Source organism: Meiothermus sp., assembly GCF_025056915.1.
GTDB lineage: Bacteria > Deinococcota > Deinococci > Deinococcales > Thermaceae > Meiothermus.
This window is the reverse complement of sequence record NZ_JANWVH010000042.1, coordinates 1-25,531: the sequence shown is the minus strand read 5'-3', so window position 1 is coordinate 25,531 and position 25,531 is coordinate 1. Positions and strand designations below refer to the sequence as shown.

The window sequence follows — 25,531 nt, the reverse complement described above, 5'->3', positions numbered from 1 at the left end:
AGTACTCGACGAAATCTCGCTAAAGCCACCCGAAAAGCCCCCTGCCAGCTATCTATCAGAATGCCCGACCATATCTCTACCAAGACTACGCGCTGAGGCGCTCTCGATAAAGCAAATTTTCACACCTTAACGGCGGGAACGCTCAGATTACGCCCAGAGTATCGAACGCCCCACACCCCTGTAGGGTAGCAAATGGCAGCGAAGCGGCTTTGTGCGCTCTTTGGGGCAGAGTTGCCTTGCACTGGGCTTAAGGCGGGCAGCCAAGACCCCCTAAGCCGGGCAAATACTGCAAAAACTCAGGGGCGACGCATGCCGCTGGCCTGCGGCGCACCACTGCCTGCGCCTGCCAAACGAGCAAACTCCTTGGGGTCTACCGCCCGCTGTTGCCCCGTCTCGTAGGCGATGAGCTTGCGCTTGAAAAGGTCGGCCAGGTAGGCATCCATGGTGATCATGCCGTGCTGCCCACCAATCTGGATCACGCTCACAAGCTGGTGGGTCTTGCCTTCTCGGATGAGCGCCCGCACTGCTGGCGTCGCAATCATGAGCTCGTAGGCCAGGACACGCCCTCCCCCAAAAGCCTTGGGCAGAAGCTGCTGGGTAAGCACCGCAACCAGGTTGTTGGAAAGTTGAACCCGCACCTGTTCCTGCTGGGCCTCAGGGAAAACATCAATAATGCGGTCAATGGTCTCGGGGGCGCTGTTGGTGTGCAGGGTGCCCATCACCAGGTGGCCGGTTTCGGCAGCGGTAATGGCCGCCGCAATGGTTTCATAGTCGCGCATCTCCCCCACCAGAATCACGTCGGGGGCCTGGCGCAACACCGAGCGCAGGGCCTTGTCGAAGCCATGGGTATCGGAGCCAATCTCGCGCTGGTTGATGATGGCCCGTTTGTGTCGGTGGAAGAACTCGATGGGGTCCTCGATGGTGACAATGTGGCAGGGCTTGCGCTCGTTGATGAAGTCAATCATCGAGGCCAGGGTGGTGGACTTTCCGGAACCGGTCGGCCCGGTCACCAGCACCAGCCCGCGCGGGCTCAGGGCAATTTCGGCCACGTTCTTGGGCAGGCCCAGTTCCTCGAAGCTCTTGACATTGGAAGGCACCACCCGCAACACCCCCCCCACGCTGCCACGCTGCAGGAAGACATTGACCCGGAAGCGGCCCTTGCCTGGCAGGCTGAAGGAGAAGTCAAGTTCCTTTTCCTCCTCGAAGACCCGCTGCTGCTTTTCGTCCATCAGGGCGTAGGTCAGGCGACGGGTTTCCTGGGGGGTTAGGGGTTCGTACTCGGTGGGGTGGAATTCGCCGTCAATTTTGACCATTGGGGGCAGACCGACCGTGATGACCAGGTCGCTCGAGTTCCGATCTACAGCCAGGTTGAGCAAATCTACGATATCCGGGGCTTTGGTCATGCGTCTCTCCAGTTGCCTCTAGAATACGTCAAGCCAAACACAAGGTATGTTCATCTGCCGCTCGCCCTGCCTGGTGCAAAGGTGCAGGCCCGCCTTCAATGCCGAAGCGCTCCGTCGGGCCGGCAGAATAAGGCCCGGCGGTTTCACTTTGCTCCCAGGTATTTGAAGTAGCGCTCGCGGGTAATCATGCCATGGACGGTGTCGCCATCGGCCACGAACACAATCTGGTGCTGACGAAACAGGGAGCTCAGTTCGCTGGCCGCGGTCTCTCCCGGCACCACCGGGGCCTCGTCCCAGGGCACCAGCGAGTCGGCCATGCCAATCACACCCACCGGATGCCCCGCCTCGAGCAACACCGCAATGTTGCCCTCGAAGGATTGCAGCGCATTGATGACCGGCACCGGCCTGGCCAGCCTGCGGGCCGAGGTGGGCGCAAAAATTCCGGCTGAGAGCAGGGTGGTGGTGGTTACCTTGACGGCCCGTTTGGCAATCCAGAGGCTCAGGGTAAAGACCAGCAGGAAGAACAGCCCCTCCACAAGGCCGAAGAAGTTCAAACCCTCCCAGCCAAACTGGCCCCGCCCGCCAAACGCCAGGTGCACCAGTCCCGAAACGATCAGCCCCGCAATGAGGGCCGCAAGATAGGCAATCAAGCCCGCCAGGCGTAAATCACGAACCGTTCGCATCCGGTTCCTAGTCTACACCGGCTGGAAGAGGGTTTGCCGATGGGCGGCCCGAAAGCGAAGAGTTTGGAGCGCTCTATACATGAAGCCACGGTCAGAAGGGATGTTCCAGGAACCCTCGAGCCAACCCCGCCACCCACGGCTCCGGGTCTTGTGATAGCGCAGCCACCGAGTCCAGATCGCCCAGCCGGGCCAGCGCCTCGGCTGCCGTCGCCCGCACCAGCGGATTGACGTCGCGCGCCCCCTGTCGCACCAGGGGCAGGTAGTCGGGGTTGCCCAGATTGGCCAGCACCACCAGGGCATTCCTGGCCATGCGGGTGCGGCCCGGACGGAGGAAAACCGTGCCGGCGTACTTGCGCTGGAAGGCTCGGGAGGAGAGGAAAAAAAAGTCTTCCAGGTTGGGGTAGGCCAGTTCGGGTTCAGGCACAAAACCCTGCCAGAAGGCCCGGGTCTTGCGGTTCCAGGGGCAGACTTCCTGGCAGAGGTCGCAGCCAAAGAGCCAGTCCCCCATACCTGCCCACCACTCCCCCGGAATGAGCCCGCGGTGTTCGATGGTCCAGTAGCTGATGCAGCGCCTCGAGTCCAGCGTCCCATCGCCCAAAAGCGCCCCCGTGGGGCAGCCCACCACACAGCGCCAGCAGGTGCCGCAGCGATTGGGGTAGAGCCCCCCTTCCGCCGGGGGCGGTTCGAGGGAGGTCAGCAAGACCGCCAGGGTCAGGTAAGTCCCCTCGCCCATCCGCATCAGCATGGTGTTGCGCCCAATCCAGCCCAGGCCGCCCATCACGGCGTAGGAGCGCTCGGAGAGGGGGCCGGTGTCCACGTAGCCCTGGGCCTGCAGGCCCAGGCTTTGGGCGAGGCGCTCGAGTTCTTGCAAATAGGGGTACACCCGCAGGTGGTAGTCCCGCACCCAGGCATACCGGGCTACCCGGCCCAGGCGAAGGCCACCGGGCGGCTTCTCTGGCGGCGGATAGGCGTGGGGAGCGGCCAGCACCAGCACGCTTCTGGCCCACTCGAAGCGACTTGTGGGGTTGAGGCGGGTGCTCAGATTTTGGCTCAGATAGCCCATCTCGGCCTGCCGGCCCTGGTCGAGCCAGGCCTGGTAGCGTGCCTGGCTGTGCGGCGGCAACGCCACCCCCGCCCAGGCCGTCAGAAAGCCCTGTTCCTGGGCAGCCTGGGTAAGGATTTCCGCCGCATCCACACCCAGATTGTGCGCGCTTCAGTGAGGTCAACGCAAGATTGAAGAACGGTATTACACCAACTTTCGGCGCACAGGCCACGTTCAAGGAAACACAGAATGGAAGGGGGGGTTGGGTCTCCAACCCCTGCCCCCTACGCCCGAACCTCCGCTTCGCTTCAATAGAGCGCTCTTCACAAGCCATTCAAGTTCGAGAAAGCCTGGTTCTGAACAGAACAGGGGTGGCCTGGAAACTCGAACACATGCGTCTCGACCCAGACGCAACGCAGACCAGCGTGCCTCACCTCGGTGAGGAATGTCTCTTTGTCCCTTCTCGTTTTCGTGGGCGGCCACATCTGTGGAGCGCGATAGTATGCAAAGCGTTCAAGCCAAGTGGGTATTAGCGGGAAAGGGCCTAATAACTCCTCAGGTGGCTGAGTCCGAAACCATGTCCTTTGACCGGTTCGGCCCTGGCCCGACCCTACGCGGGTTGGGCTTTTTTGCTCCGGAAAAATCCTTGATAGGTGAAAACCCAACCGGCCCGTTGCATTTTTTTTCATGCCGGTCATAAACTCGAGCCACTCAAGCCTTGCCTGAACACGAACCCGTTGGGTGGGTGCTTGAAGGTTTAGACAGGAGGTTGCTTATGTGTGCACCTTGCGTGATGGGTCTGGTGGAAAAGAGCCTAAACCGTCGGGAACTTCTGGGTATGGCGGTTGGTATGGCTGCGGTAGCGACCAGCAGCGCCCAGGCCCAGAGCCAGGTAGCCGGCAAGGCTTTCAGCAATGTGGCCGATCTGACCCACGTGGTCTCGCCCAGCTTCCCCATGTTCCCTGGCGCCAGCCCCATGAAAATCACCGAGGTGGTAACAGTCAAAAAGGATGGCTACTACGGCAACACCCTGGAAATCTGGGAACACACCGGCACCCACATGGACGCCCCCGCCCACTTTGTAGACGGCGCCGCCACAGCCGACGCGCTGCCTGCCAACCGGCTGATTGCGCCCCTGGCCGTCATCAACATCAAAGCCAAGGCCGACCGCAACCCCGACGCCGAGGTGACCGTGGACGACATCCTGGCCTGGGAGCGCAGCCACGGACGGCTACCCAACGGGGCCTTTGTGGCCATGTATTCGGGCTGGGACAGCCGCGTGAACGACGCCAAGGCTTACGTCAACCTCGACAGCTCCAACGTCCAGCACTACCCCGGTTTCAGCCCGGCGGCGGCAGAGTTCTTAGTGCGCCAGCGCAACATTGTGGGGGTGGGGGTGGACACCCTGTCGCTGGACTTTGGCGCCTCCAAGGACTTCAAAAGCCATGTGACCCTGCTGGGCGCAGGCAAGTATGGCCTCGAGAACCTGGCCAACCTGGCCACCGTACGCCCCAGTGGGGCCATGATTATTGTGGGCGGGCCCAAACACAAAGGCGCTTCGGGCGGGCCCAGCCGGGTGATGGCCATCTGGTAGCACGGACCCTTGAATGACCTGGCTTTGGAACTGGAAAGATTCACGGGGCAGCCACCAAATGATGCGACAGAACAATCTTAGTACTGTGTGCATAAGAGCTTATACAACCACATCTGCACGGTGAGCGAAGTGAGTCAAGCCTAGCCTGGACTCGTTCTGTCCCTACTCTGCCTTGGTAGGGGAGGCCAGGTGGAGTGGCTGACCTGGCCCTTCACACAATCTGTGAAGGCCTTGGCAAATGCCCCCCTGCGGTAAGGAGGGACTTGAGGGTCATCGCTCTTTGGAAACTGTGGGTATATTTACGACTTTTTACGCAGGAAACTTAAACCCGAGCCAGCGCCGCGCGGGCCCGGTCGGCCATCTGGTAGAGCCTGTCCCGGGTCACGGGAAATTTGCCTTCCAGCATAAGCCCTTTGCCGTCTTCCCAGTGGGCATGGTGGTGAATGTGGCCCCCGGGCACCCGGAAGGCCACGTGCTTGAGCTTGGCATGCCGGGGCGAGACCGAAGCAAAAAAGAAAGGCTCCCCGCGCTCATCCGAAAGCGAGACGGCCATCATGGTGGTGGGCACTTCGTAGGGGCGCTCCATGCGGTAGATGAAGTCGGGGAAGTCGGATTCCTTGCTGAATAGCACCCCCTTTTCGGCGGCGTATTCTTTCAGCCATTCAATGACCTGTACCCAGGCCTGGTACAGCAGTTCGTCGTGGTGAGGGTCATGGGCAGCACTCATGCCTTTTAGTTTATCGGTTTGGGGCTACAAAGTCTAAAAACCCCATTCGGCCACTGGCGAGGACTCGAAATGCACCAAGCACGCCAGGTAGAACCCCCTCGAGATCCAACAATCCCTGTTCCGGCCAGGCCCCATCCCAACCGTTTCTGGCCCTGGGCGTCGTTCGATGCTTCTACCCCGCTACCCTCTCCCCAGAAGGTGAAAGAGGTCGGAAACAGGTCACACAAGGCCCCACGGGGTGTACTAGGATAAGGTTCACATGCGGCTGGAAGACCTTCCTCCCTTGCCCGAGACCCCAGGGGTCTATCTGTGGAAGGCCGGCGAGGCCATCCTTTACGTGGGCAAGGCCAAAAACCTCAAGGCCCGCGTGACCAGCTATTTTCATGGCGAAGGCAAAAGCCTGCGGATATCGAGGGAAGCCACCTGGCTCGAGTTTATCGTGGTACGCGACGAGGTCGAGGCGCTTCTGCTCGAGGCCAACCTGATCAAGCACCACCGCCCCCACTACAACGTCCTGATGAAGGACGACAAGCACTACCCCTTCCTGAAGCTGACCCACGAGGAATGGCCCATGCTGATGGTGGTGCGGCGGGTGCAGAACGACGGCGCCCGCTACTGGGGGCCTTTCCCCGAGGCATCGGCAGTGCGGCGCATCAAGCGCCTGGTGGACCGCTTCTTCCCGTTGCGCCAGAACTCCGGATTCCCCTTCAAGAAAAGGCGCTACCCCTGCCTCAACCACGCCATGGGCCGCTGCCTGGCCCCCTGCGTGGGCAAGGCCGACCCGGCCCAGTACGCCCTGGTGGTGCAACAGGTCGAAAACCTGCTGGACGGCAAGGTGGAGGCCCTCTACGAAAGCCTGGAAAAACAGATGCGGGCAGCCGCCCAAAACCAGGACTTCGAGCGGGCCGCGGAAATCCGCGACCAGCTCCAGGCCGTGCGGAGTTTCTTCGGCACCAGCCAGCAAGCCTACGACCCCGAGCTAGGCGACCTGGATTTTCTGGGCTTTGCCCGGGCCGGCGACTACGCCCTGCTCCAGCACTACCAGATGCGCGGGGGGCAGATGCTCGGGCGCATCAGCCGGTTTGTGGAGGGGGTCAAGGAAGCCAGCGATGCGGAGCTGTTGGAAGCCTTCCTGCGCGACTACTACCTGGAAGCCACCCCCCTGCCTCCCCTGGTGCTGCTGCCCTTCGAACTCGAGGCCCAGGAGGCTTTCTCGGCTTTTTTGAGCGCCAAAGGGCGCAGGGTGGAGGTGCGCGTGCCCCAGCGCGGCGACAAGACCCGCCTGATTGAACTGGCCCAGAACAATGCCCTGACTGCCCTCCAGACCGAACTCAAACTGCTGGAGCGCAAGGGCGACCACCCTGGCCTCAAGGGGCTGATGGAGGTCTTGGGGCTTTCCCGCCGCCCCTACCGCATCGAGGGCTACGACATCTCGAACCTGCTGGGCGAGAGCGTGGTGGGCTCCATCACCGTGTTCGAGGGGGGCCGGCCCCAAAAAGCCGAGTACCGCCGCCTCAAAATCAGGGGCTTGCAGGGCCAGCCCGACGACTTTTTCGCCCTGGAGCAGACCCTCTTTCGGCGCTTCACCGGCAGCCTGGCCCAGAGCATGCCCATCCCCGACCTGATTCTGATTGACGGGGGCTTGGGGCAGGTGCGGGCCGCCCGCAAGGGCCTGGAAAAGGCCGGGCTGGAGATTCCCCTGGTGGGGCTGGCCAAGCGCGAGGAGACCCTGGTGCTGCCCGACGGCAAAACCATTGCCCTTCCCCTCACCCACCCGGCGCTGCAACTCCTGATTTACCAGCGCGACGAAACCCACCGCAACGGGCTCGAGTTCCACCGCAAGCTCCGCAACCAAAAAGCCCTCAAGAGCATCTTCGACGATATTCCGGGCATCGGCCCGGCCCGCAAAAAAGCCCTGCTGCACCACTTCTCGACCCTGGATGAACTCCGGGCCATGAGCGTGGAAGAGCTGGCCCGGCTGCCGGGCCTCGACCGAAGGAGCGCCCAGGCAGTGCTCCAGGCCCTGGGGGCCGTCACCCCTCCCGAGGGGTCAACAGCCTGAAAAGGGAATCTCCATTACCTGGGGTCCATAGCCTCCGGCTGGCATTCTCCTTTGCAGCGCGGTAGGCTTACGCCTATGGAAACCGTGCGAATCGCCCTGATGGGAGCCGGTACGGTCGGAAGCGCTCTGGCCGAGCTGTTGCCCGGGCACCGCGCTCGCTTTGCGGCGCTGGGCCTCGAGGTCGAACTGGCCAGAGTGCTGGTGCGCGACCCAAGCAAGAGCCGGCCCGGCATTCCCGCCGGATTGCTCACCGACAACCCCGAAGGCTTTCTGGACGACGTGGACGTGCTGGTGGAGGTCGCAGGCGGCACCACCCTGGCCGGCGACCTGGTTTTGCAGGCGCTGGAAATGGGCCTTCCGGTGGTCACCGCCAACAAGGCCCTGCTGGCCGAGCGCTGGGACGAGCTGCGCCCCCACGCCGAGGAGGGCAACCTCTACTACGAGGCCAGCGTAATGGCCGGGACGCCCATCCTGGGGGCCCTGCAAAGCCTGTGGGGCAACCAGACCCTGGAGATGCACGGCATCGTGAACGGCACCTGTAGCTACCTGATCCGGCGCATGGAGGAGGGGGCTTCCTACGACGAAGCCTTCCAGGAAGCCAAAAGCCTCGGATATCTGGAGGCCGACCCCAACCTGGATGTGGGCGGGATTGACTCGGCCCACAAGATTTGTGTGCTGGGGCGGCTTACGGTAGACCCGGGGCTTTCCTGGGAAAAGGTGATGCACCGCACTCGAGGCATCCAGCACCTCACCCCCGAACTGCTCCAAAAAGCCCGTGCCGAAGGCTATGCCATCAAGCTGGTGGCCAGCCTCTTCCCCGAACAGGGCGAGTGGGTGGCGGCGGTGCGCCCGGTGCGCCTGCCGGAGTCGCACCCGCTGGTCACCCTGGGCAGCGGACGCAACGCCCTGGTCTACAAGGGCGACCCCGTAGGCCCGTTGGTCTTCGCCGGGGCCGGGGCCGGGGGGGGTGTGACCGCCAGCGCCGTTCTGGGCGACCTCTACCGGGCCTTGCTGGGCCTGCCCGGCCACCAGCCCGTTCCTTCGGCAGCGCCGGTGCCTGCGCAGGCAGCGGAGCCATTCGAGGAAGTCTGAACGCTACAAGGCCCGAGGCTGAAAGTACCCAGGTCAGCCATCCTGAGACCTGTAACGCACCCGTTATGATGAATCCCGTTGTATGATTCGCTACTACAGCACCCGCGACCCCCACAAAAACCCGGTGCGTTTTGAGGAGGCCCTGCTCAAGGGGCTGGCCCCGGACGGCGGCCTGTACGTGCCCGACCAGATTCCCAGGCTCGAGCCCGCCTTGTGGCAGCAGGCCCGCTCCATTGCTGATGTGGGGGTCGCGGTTTTGGGGGCATGGCTGAAGGATGAAATGCCCCTGGCCGACCTCGAGCCCATCCTCCGCGAGGCCCTGAACTTCCCCTGCCCGCTGGTCAAGCTCTCGGACGATTTATACGTGCTCGAGCTCTTCCACGGCCCCACCCTTTCGTTCAAGGATTTTGGCGCCCGCACCATGGCCCGCCTGATGCAGTATTTCCTGCGCAAGCGGGGGGAGCGCCGCATCATCCTGGTGGCCACCTCGGGCGATACCGGCAGCGCGGTGGCCGACGGCTTCGCAGGCCAGGACAACATCGAGGTGGTGCTGCTCTACCCCAAGGGCAAGGTGAGTGCGGTGCAGGAACGCCAGCTCATCACCCGGCGACCGGGGGTTCGCAGCTTTGCGGTGGAGGGCAGCTTCGACGACTGCCAGCGCATGGTCAAGGAAGCCTTTGTAGACCCCGAACTGGCCCACCTGCCCCTGAGCAGCGCCAACTCCATCAACATCGGGCGGCTTTTGCCACAGGCGCTATACTACCTGTGGGCCGCCCGGCAGCTACCGGCGGAAAGGGTCAACTTTTGCGTACCCAGCGGCAACCTGGGCAACCTGATGGGGGGCGTTCTGGCCGCCTGGATGGGCCAGCCGGTTCACAAGTTTATTGCGGCCCACAACGCCAACCACTTCTTCCCCGACTTTTTGCAGGGCAAAGCCGAGGCCTATGGCTTCCACCCCACCATCGCCACCCTTTCCAACGCCATGGATGTGGGCTCGCCCAGCAACTTTGAGCGCCTGTACACCCTTCTGGGCGCGGAAAAACTGCGGGCCTGGGTCTGGGGCACCACCGTCTCGAACGAGGCCACCCTGAGCCGCATGAAACAAACCTACGATGCCTACGGCTACATCGCCTGTCCCCACACCGCCGTGGGCTTAGAAGCCCAGGCGCGCTACCGCGAGGCGACGGGCGACCCCACCCCCCTCGTCAGCCTGGCCTGCGCCCACCCGGCCAAGTTTCCCGACGCGGTCTCCCAGGCGCTGGGCCAGGAACCCCCCACCGAGGAGGCCCTGCAAATCCTCTACAGCCGGCCCACCCAGGTCGAGACCATCGGCCCCACCCTTGCGGCCCTCAAGGCGCATTTGCTGTAGGCGGAAGCGCCTTGCCGGGCCAAAAGGCGGTAAGCTATAGGGTAGGTACGAAGCATGGCAGAGAAAGCAAAGGAAAAACCCAACAAAGAACCTTTTTCAGGCGCGTACTTCATCGGCCTGGTCATTACCCTGGGGCTGCTGGTGGTGGTGGTCGCCGTTGGCGCAGGTTTGCCGCCCGCTCTTTCGGGTTTCCTGGTGGCGCTGTTGCTGGGGGTGACGGTCAACCCCAAGTATGCCCTGGGCTTTCTGAGCGCGGGGGTCTTTTCGGCCCTGCTCGGCTTTGCGGGCAGCGAACCCCAGGTGGCCTGGGGCGGCCTGGGGCTTATAATCTCGAGCCTGGTGGTCTGGCGCTTTATCAAAGCCTGAGCCCCATTTCTAGCCGGGTCTGACCATGCACGGCACCTTCTGGAGACGCTCGCTGGCCCCCGACCGGCTGGCCCGCACCCTGATCTACGCCGGCATCGCAGGTTTCGTCTGGTTTTTCTTTGTACAACCGAGCCCCTTCGGCTCCACGCTCTCGGTGACCACCCTGGTGGGTGCCGGGCTGGTGCAGTACGGGAGTGGCAAGCCCTTTGTGATTCCGCTGTACATCTACGTTCTGGCAGCCCTGGTACTCGTGCAGCTTGCGGGGCTGGTGCTGGGCGTGGGGGGGCAGTTCGGGGCGGCTTTACTGGGTAGCGCCCTGGGGCTGGGTCTGCCGTACCTGGCCTACCGTCTGGGAGAAAAAGCATGAAAGTAGCCCTGGTCCACCTGGCCACCCGCGAAACGCCCGAGGCCACCCTGGAAGTGGCCCTCTCCCTGCTCGAGCAAGCCCATCAACAAGGCGCCGAGGTCGCGGTGCTGCCCGAGCTTTTTCCCAGCGTGTACCGCTATGAGGAAGCGCAGAAGACCCCCTGGGTGCTGTCTGCGCTCACACAGTTCTGCAAGCAGTCGGGCCTCACGGTGGTGGCGGGGGTGCTCGAGCCCCACCAAAACCGCTACGCCAACCGGGCAAAGGTCATCGGGCCTGAAGGCCTGCGGGCCACCTACACCAAAACCCACCTGATTCCCGCCTTCAACGAACCGGCCCACATGACCCCTGGGCAAGACCTGGTGCAGCTCGAGCTGGGACCATTCCAGGCCGGCATCGCCATCTGCTTCGACCTCCGTTTCCCCGAACTCTTCCGCGCCTATGCCCTGGCGGGGGTCAACCTGTTCCTGATTCCCTCGGCCTGGCCCATGAGCCGGAGCTACGCCTGGGAGCTCTTTTGCAAGGCTCGAGCCGCCGAGAACCAGGCCTACCTGGTTGCGGTCAACCACGCCGAAGACCCCTTCGGCGCGGCCAGCCTGGCCGTAGACCCCCTGGGCATGGAGCTGCTACGGATAGAGGCCGAGGGGGTAGGGGTCGTGGAGCTTGACCCCGGCTACCCGGCCCGGCTACGCCAGGAGTTCCCGGTATTTCCCCAGCGCCGCCCGGAGCTTTACGCGGGCCTTTTGAAAAGCCCCGCCAACAAGTAGGCCAAAGCCCCCAGCATCAAGCCCTCGCCCCAGGCCGGAAAGTAGGGCCAGAGCATTGGCGCCTCAAAACGCCCCGCCAGCAACAGCGGCCAGGGCAACAAAGCCCAGGCCAGCCCGTACTGACGGAAGCCCGCTGCCAGCAGGAAAGCCAGCCCCACCCCGCGCAGGTAGAAAAGCCAGCCCTGGCCCAGCTCGTTCTGGTAGATGAACCAGATTAGGTTGAGCCAGACCCCCACTGCCCCCCAAGCCCAACCAGAGCGCTTCACAACGGCCAACCCCAACAAAAACAAACCCAAGGCGACGAAAAGGTCAAGCATTGCAGTTTATTCTAGGGCCCTTTGTGCTTTGAGAGGGATGAGCGGCCTTTGCTTGAACCCTTTGCAAACTGTAGGAACCGAGGGGCAGGAAGCAGCGGGTTGGGGGCAGGAGGCTAATCGCGCTCTTCACAGACGTGGCCGCCCACGAAAACGAGAAGGGACAAGCAGACGTGCCTCACCAAGGTGAGGTACGCTTGTCTGCGTTGCGTCTGGGCCGAGACGCATCTTTTCGAGTTTCCAGGCGGCACTGTTCTGTCCAGGGCAAAGCTCGAATGGCTCTGAATATGTGAAGAGCGCTCTAAAGTTGCCAATACACCTGAAGTTGGGCTCGCCCGCCCCACCCTGCGGTTGTCATACACTCAGGCAGCCAAAAGCCCCGCCGCACGGCGGGGCATGGCAGCAGCCTGGTTTCCTACAACCCCGCGCCCTTCTCGATGTGCGCCGAGACAATGCCCTGCTCCTCGGCGTCGCGGGCCAGGATGGCGGCCTTGATGCGCTTGAGGGTGGTCACCTCTTCCAACGCCCGCTGGTCGAGGGTGTCGGTTACAAACTTGATCTGCTCGTTGATCTCGGGGATGGAGATCTGCTCCAGAGCGTTCACCCGGCGGTTGGTTTTCTTGATTTCCTCGCCGATTTTGCGCAGACGGTTTTCGGTGTTGGCCACCGCCACGATGGCCTCGGCCAGCTTGCGAAATGCGGTGGCGGCTTCCAGGGTTTTGGCCCCCACCCCAATCGGACTGAACGCCAGGGCCCCATCCGGAGCAGGCGCGGAAATCTTGGGCACCTTCACCCCATAGAGGCTCTCCACCTCCATGTGCACATCTATGGGCGTACCCGAGAGCGACTCCACGGCTTCGGGGGTATCAAACGCCTTGGCAATCAGCAAGCTGAAGTAGGCGTCTTTGGCTGCGTTGTTGAGGGCCTCTCGAGCCTTTAGGGAGTCCTGCACCAGGGCAAAAAACTCCCCAATCAGGGCATCCCGCTTGTTCTTGAGCAGGTCAACGCCTTGCAAGGCCAGCCGCTTCTGGTCGCGCTTGGCCAGCAGGGTGGAGCGGGTCGGTGAAACAGGTTCAGCCATGTGCACCTCCGGTGCGCTTTAAGCCAAAGGCCGAAGGCAAAGGGCACAGGACGCCTCGGCTCCTGGCTTTAGACTTTCGGCCCTGGACTCTCAGCATTGTTACGCTCCCGCCAGCTCTTCCAGCTTTCCGGTCTTCTGGTGGTACTGCTCGATGTACTCCCGTCGGATGCGCTTGAGTTCGGAGGCCGGGAAGTCTGCAAGCAGGGCCCAGCCGATGTTCAGGCTCTCCTCGATGGAGCGCTCGTTCTGGCCCTGGTTGATGAACTTCTGCTCGAAGTTGGCCGCAAAGCGCAGGTACTTCTTGTCCATCTCGGTCAGGGCATCTTCCCCGGTAATGGCCACCAGCCGGCGCAGGTTCACCCCGCGGGCGTAGCTGGAGAAGAGCTGGTCGGCCAGCTCCTTGTGGTCGGCGCGGGTCTTACCCTTGCCGATGCCGTTGTTCATCAGACGCGAGAGCGAGGGCTGCACGTTGATGGGGGGGAAGATGCCCTGCTGGGCCAGGTCGCGGGCAATGAAAATCTGGCCCTCGGTGATGTAGCCGGTCAGGTCGGGGATGGGGTGGGTGATGTCGTCGCCCGGCATGGAGAGGATCGGAATCTGGGTGACCGAGCCCTTCTTGCCGTGCACCACCCCAGCGCGTTCGTAGAGCGAGGCCAGGTCGGTGTACATGTAGCCGGGGTAGCCCCGGCGGCCCGGAATCTCCTCGCGGGCCCCGCCAATCTCGCGCAGGGCCTCGCAGTAGTTGGTCAGGTCGGTAAGGATCACCAGCACGTGGTAGTCGTGCTCGAAGGCCAGGTACTCGGCGGCGGTGAGGGCCATGCGGGGGGTCAGGAGGCGCTCGACGGTGGGGTCGTCGGCCTTGTTCAAGAAGAGCACCGAGCGAGAAAGCGCTCCGGTGCGCTCGAACTCCTGCATGAAGTAGCTCACCTCGCGCTGGGTGATGCCCATGGCCGCAAACACCACCGCGAAGCCCTCGCCTTCACCCAGCACCTTGGCCTGGCGGGCAATCTGGGCGGCCAGCTCGTTGTGCGGCAGACCCGAGCCGGAGAAGATGGGCAGCTTCTGGCCGCGCACCAGGGTCATGTTAACGTCAATGGCGCTCACCCCGGTCTGGATGAACTCCTCGGGCTTCTCACGGGCCACCGGGTTGATGGGGGCACCGTTGATGGGCAGGCGCTTGTCGGCCACCACCGGCGGCAGGCCGTCAATGGGCTTGCCGATACCGTTGAAGGCCCGGCCCACCATCTCCTTGGAAACCCCCAGACGGGCCACATCCTCCACCAGCGAGACGGTGGTGCGCTCGAGGTTGAGCCCGCTGGTCTCCTCGAAGACCTGCAGCACGGTGTACTGGTCGGAAACCTCAATCACCTGGCCGCCGCGAATGCGGCCCGTACCGTCGTCAATGTTCACGATGGCGCCATAGGCCAGGTCAGCGGCCCCTTCCAGGAACAAGAGGGGCCCGGAGACGTAGGTTACGGCGTTGTATTCTTTTTTGAGCATCGTTCACCTCCGTTGGAGGTGTCTTGGGTCGCCAGTTGGGTCTTTTTGACCTGCGACCTTCGACATCCTTTACGCCTTGACAGCCCCCAGGAACGCGGTCTTGATCATCTGGTCGAACTCGGCCTTGTAAGCAGGGAAATCGGCCTCGGGCACGTAACGGGCCCGCCCAATCTTCTCGATCACCGGGTCGGTGAGGAAGTCGGTGATGGTCGCCCCCTTCGAAAGAGCAATCTCGCCCTGTTTATAGGCCGCGATAATCATCTGCATGATGCCGTAGGCTTTCGCCATCGAGCAGCTCGCATCCACGGGGTCGTAGCCGTTTTGCTGGAGGAAGTCTTCGCGGGCGATGCGGCCAATCTCGAGGGAGAGGCGTTCGGCATCCTGCAAGGCATCGGGCCCCACCAGTTGCACCACCTGTTGCAGCTCGGCCTCGCGTTGCAGCAGGGTGATGATCTGGGTGCGCACCTCGGGATAGTCGGGGGCCACGTTCTCGCGGTACCAGGGCTCCAGGATGTTCAGGAAGAGCGAGTACGAACGGGCCCAGTTGATGGCGGGGAAGTGACGGGCGCGGGCCAGCTGCGCATCCAGCGCCCAGAAGCCCCCGGTGATGCGCAGGGTGGACTGGGTCACAGGCTCCGAGAAGTCGCCGCCTGCCGGGGAAACCGCCCCGATCACCGAGACAGCCCCCTGCTCGCCGGCCAGCGTGACCACCTTGCCGGCCCGCTCGTAGAAGCTGGACAGACGCGAGGAAAGGTAGGGGGGGTAGCCCTCTTCGGCGGGCATTTCCTCGAGGCGCGAGGCAATCTCGCGCAGCGCCTCGGCCCAGCGGCTGGTGGAGTCGGCCATCAGCGAGACCTTGTAGCCCTGGTCGCGGAAGTATTCCGCCAGGGTGATGCCGGTGTAAAGGCTGGCCTCGCGGGCCGCCACGGGCATGTTGGAGGTGTTGGCCACCAGGATGGTGCGCTCCATCAGGGGCCGCCCGGTCTGGGGGTCTTCAAGCTCGGGGAACTCCACGAGCACGTCGGTCATCTCGTTGCCGCGCTCCCCGCAGCCCACATAGACCACGATGTTGGCATCGCCGAACTTGGCAATGCTCTGCTGGGTTACGGTCTTGCCCGAGCCAAAGGGGCCCGGAATGGCCGCGGTGCCCCCCGCCGCCAGCGGGAAGAGCACGTCCAGGATGCGCATTCCGGTCAGGAAGGGCTGGTTGGGGTCGAGCTTTTTCTGAATCGGGCGCGGCTTCCGCACCGGCCAGAAGTGGGCCATGCGCAGCTTGGTGCCGTCCTCGAGCTCGGCGATGGTGTCGTCAATGGTGTACTGTCCCGCCGGCACAATGCTCTTGATGGTGCCGCCCTTGTCGGGTGGCACCAGAATCTTGTGGGTGAAGCTGAACTCGGGCACCGTGCCCAGGATGTCGCCGCCCTTGACCACATCGCCCACTTTTTTCAGGGGGGTGAAGTCCCATTTTTTGGTGCGGTCAAGCGAGCTGACCTCAATACCCCGGCTGATGAAAATCCCCGAAACGGCCTGGATTTTGTCCAGGGGCCGCAAAATCCCGTCGAAGATGCCGTTCAAAAGCCCCGGCCCCAGCTCCAGCGCCAGCGGCAGACCGGTGGTCACCACGGGCTCCCCCACCTTAAGGCCGTTGGTATCTTCGTATACCTGGATAAAGCAGGTATTGCCATCCAGCCGGATGATCTCCCCTACCAGTTTCTCGTTGCCGACACGCACGATGTCGTACATCTTGGCGCCCTGCAGGTTCTCGGCGATGACCGCCGGCCCTGCGATTTTTTTAATGGTTCCCACATATCCTCCTTTGTCGGATGCAGATGGCCAGGGGCGGTTCCTCGGCTACCGGCCATCCGCCATGGGCCTACAGCTTGATGTCAAATCCGATGGTCTCCCGCACCAGCCTGCGCATGTAGGCTTTGGCATCACCGCCCCCACTAAAGCTCTCCAGCAGGTTGGGCAGCGACAGAAGCACTGGCGCGCTGCGCCCGCGCATGACCCGCTCGGTCGCTTTGTTGGGGTCGGGGAGCAGATTCTGGTCAACCGCCACCAGGGCATACTGGTTGGACTGAATCATCTCGACGAGCTTTTGCACCGCCTCGTCGGCAGTCGCGGTGACGGCCTCGAGGCCCGCTATGCGGTAGCCAGAGGCGGTTTCGGCATCGGTCAGAACACCGATTTTCATACGACCTCCTTTGGGGCCCCGGTCATCAGGCCACCTCCTTGGCTACCGCGTCGGTCGGCAGGTTGTAGAAAGCACGTCGAGCCAGCAGGCGAATGCGCGCTCCCTCCCATTCCTTGCGGCGGATGTAGTCCAGGGCCAAGCCGGCCCCCAGGGTATCCCTGCCGCCCTGGGCCGCTTTTTCCAGCAGGGCCCGGCGCAAGGCCCGCTCGAGCTCGCCCAGGGTGCGGGCGCTCGAGGCAGCGGCCAGCGGGGTCGCATTCAGGGCCTCCATAGCCCCAAAGTCCCCGGCGGCCACCCGCCCAAACATGATGGCGTTTACATGGCTACCGCCCGGCACAAAGTAGCCTTCGGCCCCGCCCACCCCGAGGGCCTGTAGCTTGAAGGCCGTGGCCAGGTTGAGGGCATCAACCTGCAAGGCAAAGTACGAGGCCAGCGCAGGCTCCCGCAAGCGGCGGGCCTTTTCCAGGCTAAACGCGTAAAAATCGCGGTCGAGGGCCACCTCGAGGGAAAGCGCATCGGGGTTGCCAGCTGCTGCACCGCGCAGGGCTTTGGCCAGCGGGTGGGTTGGGAGTTGCAACACCTGGGCCATGCTGGCCGCATCCGGCGCTTGCAGCAGGGCGTTGATCAAAACCTCGGGCAAGGTTCCGCTCACCAGCCTGCCCTTGATTTCTTCAGCAGACTGCCCTGCCGCCTTACCGCGCAGGATGGTCTTGAGGTTGGTCAGATCAGATTGCAACAATAGGAGGTTGACCGCCTCGCGCATGTTGCCACTGACCAGCCCGGGCAGGTCGCCGACCATGCGCTGCATGTGATTGGTCACCGCCCGATCCACATCGGCCAGGGAATCGCCCACCATGTCCGGGCCGTAAACGGTGTCTTCCAGCGAACGCACGAAATCGGGGAACGACTGTCCCACGGCCTGCTGGAAAAACGCCTCGGGAACCATCTGGTTGCGCCGAGCCCGCAGGCGTGCGTTTAGGTAAGCGAAGCCGCTGCCCGCCATACCTACCCCCAGATGGCTCTGGCCGCTTTGGCCGACAAAGCGTCCCAGGCCCGCTCAAGGCGCTCCCCGAGCGTGTTCTGGACAAAAGACCGCCCCCCCTTGGCCACCAGGCGAACCCCGTCCCGAAGGGCCGGGTCGGTTCGGAGCTCCAGACCCTTGCGCTTGGCCCAGTCGCCCAGCAGCGAGGCATGGTCGGGGTGCAGCACCAGGGCCTCGGCCTCACCCACCTCAGCCAGGGCTTCTTCGGCCAGCTTCTCTAGGGTCTGGCCAAACTCAGGCCGAGCGGTCAGGTCTTGCAAAGAGCGCACCGCCTCGGCCTTGACCAGATCCACCACCTTTCCACGGGCCGCAATCCGGGCCTGGTTGACGGTCAGCTCGGCAGCGCTCTCGGCCCGGCGCAACGAGGCCTGGTACTCGGCCTCGAGCTGGCGCTCTCGGGCCGCCTTGAGGGCCTCGGCCTTTTGCCGGGCGGAGTCCAAAATGGCTTTGGCCTTGGCCTCTGCCTCGGTCGCAATGGCGTTGATTTCCGACGCCACCTCGTTTTGCAAAATATCTTCGAGCTTCGACATTGCGCTCCTCTCTCACTCGCTGATCGCCGATGGCCAAGGGCAATGCCAGAGCACAGCCGGCGAGCAGCCACCGGGCTTAGTTGATGAGGAACGAGAAAGCCAGACCGAAGATGGCAAGCGTCTCAGGGAGCAGGAAGAACAGCAGGGCCGTACCAAAGTTGCGGCGATCTTCCACCACAGCCCCCAGGGCTGCCGCGCCGATGGCCGACTGGGCCACACCGGTGCCCAAAATACCCAGGCCAATCGCCAGCCCCTTGCCAATGGCCGCATAGTTCGCACCCGCAGCCGCTTCGCCTTCGGCAGCGAAGGCAACGGTAACCAACAGGGCAAAGACAAAAACCGAAACCAACTTAGCAGCTTTAGTGATCTTCATGTGCGTTCTCCTTTTCTTCTTTTGGTTCCAACCTGCCGGGTCGCTGCCCGACACTTTGTGGATCAACGTTCTTCGCCTCGAACCGACTTGAAGGGGCGGTAAGGGCGTCCGCTTTCATCGTAAAAACCAAAGTTGGTGCCGAACTCAATCCACAGCAAACGGATTGGTTGCAGCACGTGGCCCAGGGTGGTGATAATGATGACGGCCAGCAGAATCACCAAACCCACCACAAACCCCAGGATGCCTCCCACAAAACCGAGCCGCTCGGCCAGTCCAAAGCCCACCTGGTTGGCCAGGCTGGCCAGCAAGGCCCCCGCGACCCCCACCGCATAGATACGGATATAGCTGAGGATCTGCCCCCCTTTGGAAGGAAGCTCGGCAATCATCAGGGGCATCTTGGCCAGCAGGGCGCTGACCACAAACAAAAGCAACCCCACCACCAAAATTGCGGTGAGCAGGCCGCTGTTGGACTGGGTGAGGTAGTTGTACGCAAAAGCAATCAGACCCACACAACCGGCCAGATACCCCAGCCCTTCCCAAAAGTGGCTCATGTGGCCGTGCTTAAGGCCCTGCTGCATGCGGATAACAAAGGCGTACAGCACCTGCAACACCCCAAAGGCAATGCTGGCCAGCATCAGCAAGGTGGCGGTTTGTTCGAAGTCGAGGCGGTTGATGGTCATGGGGATCAGACCCTGGCCTCCGTGGTTGGGGTCGTAGAAGATGGTTCCGCCCCCCGGCAGTATTTTGAGCTTTTCCAGGAAGGTGCCGAAGGCTTCCCCGTAGATAAAGCCCCAGACCGCCGCCCAGCCGGTCATCCACCACAGCACCTTGGAGAGGCTTCCCACAACATCGGGGCCAAAATTGGCCCCCAGGAAGCCAATAACCAGGTTTTTGCGAGCCTTGGCCAGCGAGCCCAGCCAGTAAGCCAGCAAGCCAAACAGCAGCGCAATCCCGATATCGCCCACCACCATGCCGAAAAAGAAGGGAAAGAACGCCGCAATCATCAGGGTGGGGTCGTAGGTACCGTAGCGGGGGGTGTTGAGGAAACTGTGCAAAAGCTCAAAGGGCTTGGCCCAGGCCGGGTTTTCCAGCGTGACCGGCACCTGGTGTCCCTCGTGGTGCTCATCCACAGGTTCAAAGGTATACACGATCTGGTCGCGCAGCCGGCCCAGCACCTCCTCCACCCGCCCTTTGGCTTTTTGGGGCACCCAGCCCATCAGGGCCACCCCGTAGCGACCTGCGGCCAGATCGGTGCTGGTTTTGTAGCGGGCGACCTCGTCTTTGGCCCGCGTCCACAAAAGGGTTAGGGCTTCCCTGGACTCCGCCCTGAGCTTGCCAATCTCCTCGCGAATGCCGACCAGTTCCTCCGGGGCCAGTTTGGCCCGCTCTTTCATGCGGGCAGCGGCCTGGGAAAGTGGCAGAGTGCCATACACCCCCGGAAAGCGCAGCTCGGCCAGGCCCAGGCGCGACAGAATCGAGCGGGCGGTCTCGAGCTCGCTTCGCCTGACCACCACGGCTGCGGCTACCTGGTTGTCCAGGGCCTCGGCATCCAGGACAAAGCGGTCTTCCAGGGCTTGTTGCAGAGCGGTTCGAACCCCCTCGAGTTCCTCCGTTTTGGAGAGCAGAAAGGGAATGACCGCCAGCCGGGGGCTCCGATCCAGCCCGTGCACCAAAGCCGCCAGTTTGTCGGCGGCTTTGCCGAACAGCTCGATGGTCTGAATCTCCTCCTCGAGGGCCGCCCGCTCCTTGCCCAGCACCTCGGCCCGGTTGGCCACGGGTCGGAGGGTGGCTTCGGCCTCCTCGAGCGAACCCCCAAACTGCTTCGCCGCCGCTGCTGCCGTCAGGCCCACCACCGCAAGCGACTGCTCGGCCTGGGAGGCTATCGCTTCCCAGCGCTTGAGTTCGGCTTCCTCGCTTGGGGAAAGGCGGTACTCGCTCAGCTCATCGGGGCGCAGGGGGTCAATGTGAACCACCCCGGCTTTTTGCAGCTCGCTCAAAAGCTCCCGCGCGAGCCGCTTAGGGCCGGCCACGATCAGCTTTTCCATGGGCGCAATCAAGGCAATACCTCCCCCAGCACCGCCTGAACCGCCCCCGCGACCTTGGCAGTCGCGGCTTCGCCAATGGCCCTGGCCTCGGCCTCAGCTTTAGCTTTGGCCTCACTTTCGATCCGGGCCACCGCCTCAGCGGTCCGGGCTCGGAACTGCGCTTCCAGTTCCTGCGCGGCCTGCTCGGCTTCGGCCAGAATCTGCGAAGCCCTGGCCTCGGCCTCGCGAACCCTGGCCTCGGCTGCCTGACGGGCGTCTTCAAGCTGCTTCGCCAGAGCTTGTTCACGCTCTGCCAGGCTTTTGATTAGTCCTGATCCTGCCACGTTCCCTCCTTTCCTGGTGCCGTCCTTGCGGCCTCTGTACAGCGAGAAAAAGAGCAAGTGAAAACTTGCTCAAAATGAACCCCAAGAATCATAGCGATTTCTGGGGATTCGTGTCAACGCGAAATAGCATACAACAAACACTTTCGCCCGCTTTTTGTTGGAAAGCACACATTTTAGCGTACCCTCAAGCACCCGATGCTCGAACAACCCCTCAACTATGGAATACTTCCATGTTCAGCTAAGCAGCAGCGCCGGGTTCGAGCCAGTAGAATCCGGTGTAGACTCGCAGGGTGAAGATTCGTGTGACTTCCAGGGGTGCGGCCCGGCTGCTGGCCCATCATCCCTGGGTTTATCGAAGCGATGTGCTCGAGGGGCCTGATCGGCCCGGCTTGTACCCGGTTCAATCCGACAAGGGCGTGCTGGGGCTGGCCCTGTACAACCCTGCTTCCGAAATCACGGTACGGGTATTCAGTTTCGGCGACACGGGCCGACCCCAGGAGGTTCTGCTGGAAAACCTTCGCAAAGCCCTGGAGCGGCGCAAAGCGGCCCTTGCCCAGGAGCCAGAGGGCGCCTTCCGACTCGTACATGCCGAGGGCGACCTGCTGCCTGCCCTGGTGCTCGATTACTATGCCGGGCACGGCGTACTGCAGGTGGGCTCAGCCGCCCTGGAGCCCCTCACGGAGACCCTGGCCGAGCTGATTCAAGCCGAGCTTTCCCTGCAAAGCCTGCTGGCCAAAAACGACCAGAAGTCCCGCAGCCTGGAAGGACTGCCCTTGCAGATCAAGCCTTTGCGCGGTTCAGTACCGCCCTTTGTGATGGTTCGGGAGGGTGCCATCCGGTACCGCGCAGACCTCCTGGAAGGCCAGAAAACCGGGGCCTTTATTGACCAGCGCGACAACCGTATTCGCCTGCAAAGCTTTAGGGGCAAAACCGCTCTGGATGTGTTCAGCTACCACGGCTCGTTTGCCCTGCACCTGGCCCTGGGTTTTGAACAGGTAATCGCCGTGGACAGCTCGGCAGCCGCCCTGCAAAGGGCCCTGCAAAACGCCCAGGCCAACGGTTTGACCAACCTCCTAGCCCAAGAGGCCAACGCTTTTGAGTTTTTGCGGGAACAGGAAAAACGCGGCAGCCAGTACGACCTGATTGTGCTGGACCCGCCAGCCTTTGCCAAGGGCAAGCGCGATGTGGAGCGGGCCTATAGAGCTTACAAAGAGATTAACCTGCGGGCCATGAAACTGCTGCCCAGCGGGGGAATTCTGGCCACCGCTTCATGCAGCCACCACCTGAGCGAGCCGCTCTTCTACCAGATGCTGGCCGAAGCGGCTGCCGATGCCCACCGCACCGTGCGGGTTCTGGAAAAGCGCGGCCAGGGCTGGGATCATCCGGTGCTGCTCAATGTGCCCGAGACCTACTATCTGAAGTTTGCCTTGCTGGAGGTCATGTAGGGCCCCAAGCCTGGCGTATCTGGACCTGTGACCTGAGACATGCGACATTGCGAGTGCGGTTCAACCATCAAAGCACCCCGTAAACCCACCTGCGGCCAAAAATGAACGAGGCGGCGCCAGGCCACCTCGTCTTGACTACAGAGATTTACCGGGCGCGGTTCAGGTTCAGGCGGACTTGCAGCACCCGCCCGGGCTCCAGCCGCACGTCCCGCACCTCGGCCCGGAACCCAGGCGTGAGGGCCACCAGTTGCACGTTGCCAGGCTCCACGTCCTCGAGCCGCAGGAAACCGCCCCGGGTCTGGCCTACCTCGCGCCCATCCAGGAAGATGCGGGCTTCCACGTTGGTGAAGACCTCGAGCGCACCCCGCAGGGCTTGCAGGTTCACGCTCACCGGCACGGTCTGCCCGTTGCCCACCGTCACCGAGGTGCGGAAGCCCTGGTAGCCCCCCAGGCGCAGCTCAATATCGTAGCGGCCCGGCTGCACCGTCAGGTTGAGTGGGGTGTTGCCCACCACCCGGCCATTCACCAACACCTGTGCCCCTTGCGGGTTGGAGTTAATCTGCAACAAGCCCTCCTGGACCACGGGCGTCAGGTTGGCGTTGATGACCGTGGTCTCGCCGGGCCGAATCTGCGCCGAGGTGCGGAAGGCCTGGTAACCCCCCAGGCGCAGCTCGAGGTCCACCCGTCCGGGTCGCAAGACCAGGTTTAGAGGGGTATTGCCCACCACCCGGCCTTCCACCAACACCTGGGCCCCGCTGGGCGTGGAGTTGACGCTCAGGGTTCCGGTGGCCGGCTGTACGGGCTGCACCGGCGTTACTGCGGCCCGCCCCACGATGAAGAAGGCCACATTGCTCACCCAGTCGCGCTCGGGCAGGGGCGTGACCACGATGGAGAGCGCCCGGGCCAGGTTATCGGCCCCCTGCACGTTGACCTGCCCGGTCTGGATGTTGGCAATCTGCGCCAGCGAAAGCGGCTGGCGGCTGGCCACCGCCAGCACCCGGTCTTGCCCCTCTGGGCCCCCCACATCCAGGCTGTAGCGGGCCCCGGTAGCGGGTGGGAAGGTACGGGTTTCGCCAGCCCGCAGCAGGTTGTTCTGGTCGAAGGCGTTGGGCAGAATCAGGCCAATCTCGCCTGTGGACTTGACGCTAAAGATGTAGACATAGGCCTCCTGGTTGACCTGCACCGAAACCTGAATGCGCTCGCCAATCTGGTAGACCGGGTTGCCGGTCTTGGCGGGGTCTTTGTTGACCCAGACCCGCACCTGCAAGTCGGTGGGGATGGGGTTGACGATGATGCCCTGGGGGCTCAGTTCGGGCGCAGCCAGCGCAGCGCCTGCGAGTAATCCTAGTGCCGTGAAGATTCGCTTCATGTATGGCCTCCTCCACCCCCAGGGTAGGATACACCGTCTGGCAGGCGTGAGAAGCCGTTCAGCCAGGGTTAACCTTGGCGTTGAGCAAGTCTTTAGCAAGGTGTAGAGGAGGCTTTTCGGGCCGGGTTCACAAGACCCCCGCCGCCCTGAAGGCGGCGTTGACCACCTCTTTGGCTTCGCTGACCACCCGCTCGAGGTGCGCCTCGCCCCTGAAGCTCTCGGCGTAAATCTTGTACACGTCCTCGGTGCCGGAGGGGCGGGCGGCAAACCAGGCATTCTCGGTCACCACCTTGAGCCCCCCGATGGGCTCGTTGTTGCCCGGAGCCTGGGTCAGCTTGGCCCGGATGGGCTCGCCGGCCAGCTCGGTGGCCGCGACCAGCTCGGGCGAGAGGTTGGCCAGGGCTCTCTTCTGGGCGCTGTTGGCCTCGGCGTCTATGCGGGTGTAGGCCGAAGCGCCGAAGCGGGCCTCGAGGTCGCGGTAGTGCTGGCTGGGCGACTGGCCGGTCTTGGCCAGAATCTCGGCGGCCAGTAAACCCAGAATTATGCCGTCTTTGTCGGTGCTCCAGGCCGTACCGTCCATGCGCACGAACGAGGCCCCCGCGCTTTCCTCGCCGCCAAACCCAAGGGTTCCATTCAACAATCCCTCCACGAAATACTTGAAACCCACCGGCACTTCTACCAGCCGCCTGCCGAGGCTCTGGGCCACCCGGTCAATCATGCTGCTGCTGACCAGGGTCTTCCCCACCCCCATCTCGGGGCTCCACTGGGGGCGGTGCTGGTAGAGGTAGAAAATGCAGACCGCCAGGTAGTGGTTGGGGTTCATCAGTCCGTCGGAGGTCACGATACCGTGCCGGTCGGCGTCGGGGTCGTTGCCAAGGGCCACGTCGAAGCGGTCTTTCAGGCCAATCAGCGAGGCCATGGCGTAGGGCGACGAGCAGTCCATGCGAATTTTGCCGTCCTTGTCCACGGTCATGAAGGCAAAGCGGGGGTCTATCTGTTCGTTGACGAGGGTCAGGTTCAGGCCGTAGTGCTCGGCAATCTGCTGCCAGACCGCCAGCGAAGAGCCCCCAAGCGGGTCTACCCCAATCCGCACCCCCGCCCCCCGGATGGCCTCCATGTCCAGGATGCGGCCTAGCTGCTGCACGTAGGGGGTGACGAAGTCGAACTCCTTGACGACCTCGAGCGCCCGGCGCAGGGGCCAGCGCTTCACCTCGCCGAGGCCATCGCGCAGAATCTGGTTGGCCCGCTCCTGAATGACCCGGGTCACGCTGGTGTCGGCAGGGCCGCCGCTGGGGGGGTTGTACTTGAAGCCGCCGTCCTGCGGGGGGTTGTGGCTGGGGGTAATCACGATGCCGTCGGCCAGTCCGGCCTCGCGGCCCCGGTTGTACTCGAGGATGGCGTGGGAGATGAGGGGGGTGGGCGTGTAGCCCCGCCCTTTTTCCACCCGCACATCCACCCCGTTGGCCGCCAGCACCTCCACCGCGGTCATCCAGGCCGCTTCGGAGAGGGCGTGGGTGTCCATGCCCAGAAAAAGCGGCCCGGTGATGCCCTGCTCAGCCCGGTACTCGGCCACCGCCTGCGAGACCGCCAGAATGTGGGCCTCGTTGAAGGTGCCCAGAAGGGAAGTACCCCGGTGGCCGCTGGTGCCAAAGGCCACCTGCTGGGCGGGGTTTTCGGGGTCGGGCTTTAGGGCGTAGTAGCTGCTCACCAGCCGGGGAACGTTAACCAGAATGCCGTGCGGGGCGGGTTGGCCGGCCAGGGGGTGTAGGCTCATGGGAACTCCTTCTGGAAGGAGTTTATTGCAGTGAGCCTGGGTTGGGCAATGCGGGTGGGGGGTCTATCGTCC

General features: G+C 63.2%; 24 protein-coding genes. 8 read left to right on the top strand and 16 right to left on the bottom strand.

The genetic code is table 11. The features are described 5' to 3' along the window. Window positions 1-296: 296 nt before the first annotated feature. From NZN28_RS08340 to queG, 3 genes are all read right to left on the bottom strand, one after another. Complete coding sequence (locus NZN28_RS08340; protein WP_295397158.1) at window positions 297-1,403, bottom strand: type IV pilus twitching motility protein PilT; 1,107 nt, start codon at window positions 1,401-1,403, stop codon at window positions 297-299. A 143-nt stretch (window positions 1,404-1,546) separates the two neighbouring features. Next, window positions 1,547-2,086 (bottom strand): hypothetical protein, encoded by a 540-nt coding sequence (locus tag NZN28_RS08335; protein WP_295397157.1) that lies wholly within the window; start codon window positions 2,084-2,086, stop codon window positions 1,547-1,549. Between the two features lie 91 nt (window positions 2,087-2,177). Next, complete coding sequence (gene queG, locus NZN28_RS08330; RefSeq protein WP_295397155.1) at window positions 2,178-3,281, bottom strand: tRNA epoxyqueuosine(34) reductase QueG; 1,104 nt, start codon at window positions 3,279-3,281, stop codon at window positions 2,178-2,180. A gap of 697 nt (window positions 3,282-3,978) precedes the next feature. Between queG and NZN28_RS08325 the strand changes: the two genes are divergently transcribed. Beyond that, the gene (locus NZN28_RS08325; RefSeq protein ID WP_295397153.1) at window positions 3,979-4,722 is read left to right on the top strand and encodes a cyclase family protein; all 744 of its coding nucleotides are present in this window, start codon (window positions 3,979-3,981) and stop codon (window positions 4,720-4,722) included. Window positions 4,723-5,044: 322 nt separating this feature from the next. Here NZN28_RS08325 and NZN28_RS08320 read toward each other — a convergent pair whose 3' ends face one another. After that, a complete protein-coding gene (locus NZN28_RS08320; RefSeq protein ID WP_295397151.1) occupies window positions 5,045-5,449 on the bottom strand; it encodes an NADH-quinone oxidoreductase subunit 15 in 405 nt (134 codons plus the stop codon). A 259-nt stretch (window positions 5,450-5,708) separates the two neighbouring features. Here NZN28_RS08320 and uvrC point away from each other — a divergent pair, with 259 nt between their 5' ends. From uvrC to NZN28_RS08290, 6 genes are all read left to right on the top strand, one after another. After that, a complete protein-coding gene (uvrC, locus tag NZN28_RS08315; protein WP_295397149.1) occupies window positions 5,709-7,511 on the top strand; it encodes an excinuclease ABC subunit UvrC in 1,803 nt (600 codons plus the stop codon). A 75-nt stretch (window positions 7,512-7,586) separates the two neighbouring features. Next, window positions 7,587-8,603, top strand: coding sequence for a homoserine dehydrogenase (locus NZN28_RS08310; protein WP_295397147.1), 1,017 nt, complete (start codon window positions 7,587-7,589; stop codon window positions 8,601-8,603). A gap of 82 nt (window positions 8,604-8,685) precedes the next feature. Then, a complete protein-coding gene (thrC, locus tag NZN28_RS08305; protein ID WP_295397145.1) occupies window positions 8,686-9,972 on the top strand; it encodes a threonine synthase in 1,287 nt (428 codons plus the stop codon). 54 nt (window positions 9,973-10,026) lie between these two features. After that, window positions 10,027-10,338 (top strand): hypothetical protein, encoded by a 312-nt coding sequence (locus NZN28_RS08300; protein ID WP_295397143.1) that lies wholly within the window; start codon window positions 10,027-10,029, stop codon window positions 10,336-10,338. Window positions 10,339-10,363: 25 nt separating this feature from the next. Beyond that, the gene (locus tag NZN28_RS08295; RefSeq protein ID WP_295397140.1) at window positions 10,364-10,705 is read left to right on the top strand and encodes a hypothetical protein; all 342 of its coding nucleotides are present in this window, start codon (window positions 10,364-10,366) and stop codon (window positions 10,703-10,705) included. Continuing rightward, entirely contained in the window at window positions 10,702-11,469 is a 768-nt protein-coding gene (locus tag NZN28_RS08290) for a nitrilase-related carbon-nitrogen hydrolase (protein WP_295397138.1), read from the top strand. The genes NZN28_RS08295 and NZN28_RS08290 overlap by 4 nt, the downstream gene beginning before the upstream one ends. On the opposite strand, the gene NZN28_RS08285 is transcribed toward NZN28_RS08290, so the two are convergent. From NZN28_RS08285 to NZN28_RS08240, 10 genes are all read right to left on the bottom strand, one after another. Beyond that, a complete protein-coding gene (locus tag NZN28_RS08285; RefSeq protein WP_295397136.1) occupies window positions 11,433-11,786 on the bottom strand; it encodes a hypothetical protein in 354 nt (117 codons plus the stop codon). The two genes, NZN28_RS08290 and NZN28_RS08285, sit on opposite strands and share 37 nt — an antisense overlap. Before the next feature lie 412 nt (window positions 11,787-12,198). Continuing rightward, entirely contained in the window at window positions 12,199-12,864 is a 666-nt protein-coding gene (locus NZN28_RS08280; protein ID WP_295397134.1) for a V-type ATP synthase subunit D, read from the bottom strand. A 99-nt stretch (window positions 12,865-12,963) separates the two neighbouring features. Next, complete coding sequence (locus tag NZN28_RS08275; RefSeq protein ID WP_295397131.1) at window positions 12,964-14,364, bottom strand: V-type ATP synthase subunit B; 1,401 nt, start codon at window positions 14,362-14,364, stop codon at window positions 12,964-12,966. Between the two features lie 69 nt (window positions 14,365-14,433). Then, window positions 14,434-16,170: a V-type ATP synthase subunit A gene (locus tag NZN28_RS08270; RefSeq protein ID WP_295397129.1), complete on the bottom strand. Its 1,737-nt coding sequence runs from the start codon at window positions 16,168-16,170 to the stop codon at window positions 14,434-14,436. Between the two features lie 67 nt (window positions 16,171-16,237). Continuing rightward, entirely contained in the window at window positions 16,238-16,558 is a 321-nt protein-coding gene (locus NZN28_RS08265; protein ID WP_295397127.1) for a V-type ATP synthase subunit F, read from the bottom strand. Between the two features lie 25 nt (window positions 16,559-16,583). Then, complete coding sequence (locus NZN28_RS08260) at window positions 16,584-17,561, bottom strand: V-type ATPase subunit (protein WP_295397126.1); 978 nt, start codon at window positions 17,559-17,561, stop codon at window positions 16,584-16,586. 2 nt (window positions 17,562-17,563) lie between these two features. Next, window positions 17,564-18,130, bottom strand: a complete 567-nt coding sequence (locus tag NZN28_RS08255; protein WP_295397124.1) for a V-type ATP synthase subunit E — start codon at window positions 18,128-18,130, stop codon at window positions 17,564-17,566. Window positions 18,131-18,206: 76 nt separating this feature from the next. Then, window positions 18,207-18,503: a F0F1 ATP synthase subunit C gene (locus NZN28_RS08250; RefSeq protein ID WP_295397160.1), complete on the bottom strand. Its 297-nt coding sequence runs from the start codon at window positions 18,501-18,503 to the stop codon at window positions 18,207-18,209. A gap of 62 nt (window positions 18,504-18,565) precedes the next feature. Further along, window positions 18,566-20,548: a V-type ATP synthase subunit I gene (locus NZN28_RS08245; protein ID WP_295397122.1), complete on the bottom strand. Its 1,983-nt coding sequence runs from the start codon at window positions 20,546-20,548 to the stop codon at window positions 18,566-18,568. An 8-nt stretch (window positions 20,549-20,556) separates the two neighbouring features. Further along, complete coding sequence (locus NZN28_RS08240; protein ID WP_295397120.1) at window positions 20,557-20,871, bottom strand: V-type ATPase subunit subunit G family protein; 315 nt, start codon at window positions 20,869-20,871, stop codon at window positions 20,557-20,559. Between the two features lie 290 nt (window positions 20,872-21,161). Between NZN28_RS08240 and NZN28_RS08235 the strand changes: the two genes are divergently transcribed. Further along, entirely contained in the window at window positions 21,162-22,316 is a 1,155-nt protein-coding gene (locus NZN28_RS08235; RefSeq protein ID WP_295397118.1) for a class I SAM-dependent rRNA methyltransferase, read from the top strand. Window positions 22,317-22,461: 145 nt separating this feature from the next. Here the strand turns inward: NZN28_RS08235 and NZN28_RS08230 are convergent, their stop codons facing one another. Beyond that, entirely contained in the window at window positions 22,462-23,685 is a 1,224-nt protein-coding gene (locus NZN28_RS08230) for a PEGA domain-containing protein (protein ID WP_295397116.1), read from the bottom strand. Window positions 23,686-23,812: 127 nt separating this feature from the next. Then, complete coding sequence (gene pgm, locus NZN28_RS08225; protein WP_295397114.1) at window positions 23,813-25,459, bottom strand: phosphoglucomutase (alpha-D-glucose-1,6-bisphosphate-dependent); 1,647 nt, start codon at window positions 25,457-25,459, stop codon at window positions 23,813-23,815. Between the last annotated feature and the right edge of the window lie 72 nt (window positions 25,460-25,531).

Coding starts and splice junctions, on each gene's coding strand:
- uvrC (WP_295397149.1), top strand. CDS start 5,709: ATGCGGCTGGAAGACCTTCCTCCCTTGCCCGAGACCCCAGGGGTCTAT.
- NZN28_RS08245 (WP_295397122.1), bottom strand. CDS start 20,548: ATGGAAAAGCTGATCGTGGCCGGCCCTAAGCGGCTCGCGCGGGAGCTT.
- thrC (WP_295397145.1), top strand. CDS start 8,686: ATGATTCGCTACTACAGCACCCGCGACCCCCACAAAAACCCGGTGCGT.
- NZN28_RS08250 (WP_295397160.1), bottom strand. CDS start 18,503: ATGAAGATCACTAAAGCTGCTAAGTTGGTTTCGGTTTTTGTCTTTGCC.
- NZN28_RS08335 (WP_295397157.1), bottom strand. CDS start 2,086: ATGCGAACGGTTCGTGATTTACGCCTGGCGGGCTTGATTGCCTATCTT.
- NZN28_RS08290 (WP_295397138.1), top strand. CDS start 10,702: ATGAAAGTAGCCCTGGTCCACCTGGCCACCCGCGAAACGCCCGAGGCC.
- NZN28_RS08310 (WP_295397147.1), top strand. CDS start 7,587: ATGGAAACCGTGCGAATCGCCCTGATGGGAGCCGGTACGGTCGGAAGC.
- NZN28_RS08325 (WP_295397153.1), top strand. CDS start 3,979: ATGGCTGCGGTAGCGACCAGCAGCGCCCAGGCCCAGAGCCAGGTAGCC.
- NZN28_RS08340 (WP_295397158.1), bottom strand. CDS start 1,403: ATGACCAAAGCCCCGGATATCGTAGATTTGCTCAACCTGGCTGTAGAT.
- NZN28_RS08230 (WP_295397116.1), bottom strand. CDS start 23,685: ATGAAGCGAATCTTCACGGCACTAGGATTACTCGCAGGCGCTGCGCTG.
- NZN28_RS08300 (WP_295397143.1), top strand. CDS start 10,027: ATGGCAGAGAAAGCAAAGGAAAAACCCAACAAAGAACCTTTTTCAGGC.
- NZN28_RS08255 (WP_295397124.1), bottom strand. CDS start 18,130: ATGTCGAAGCTCGAAGATATTTTGCAAAACGAGGTGGCGTCGGAAATC.
- NZN28_RS08265 (WP_295397127.1), bottom strand. CDS start 16,558: ATGAAAATCGGTGTTCTGACCGATGCCGAAACCGCCTCTGGCTACCGC.
- NZN28_RS08260 (WP_295397126.1), bottom strand. CDS start 17,561: ATGGCGGGCAGCGGCTTCGCTTACCTAAACGCACGCCTGCGGGCTCGG.
- NZN28_RS08320 (WP_295397151.1), bottom strand. CDS start 5,449: ATGAGTGCTGCCCATGACCCTCACCACGACGAACTGCTGTACCAGGCC.
- NZN28_RS08280 (WP_295397134.1), bottom strand. CDS start 12,864: ATGGCTGAACCTGTTTCACCGACCCGCTCCACCCTGCTGGCCAAGCGC.
- pgm (WP_295397114.1), bottom strand. CDS start 25,459: ATGAGCCTACACCCCCTGGCCGGCCAACCCGCCCCGCACGGCATTCTG.
- NZN28_RS08295 (WP_295397140.1), top strand. CDS start 10,364: ATGCACGGCACCTTCTGGAGACGCTCGCTGGCCCCCGACCGGCTGGCC.
- NZN28_RS08275 (WP_295397131.1), bottom strand. CDS start 14,364: ATGCTCAAAAAAGAATACAACGCCGTAACCTACGTCTCCGGGCCCCTC.
- NZN28_RS08285 (WP_295397136.1), bottom strand. CDS start 11,786: ATGCTTGACCTTTTCGTCGCCTTGGGTTTGTTTTTGTTGGGGTTGGCC.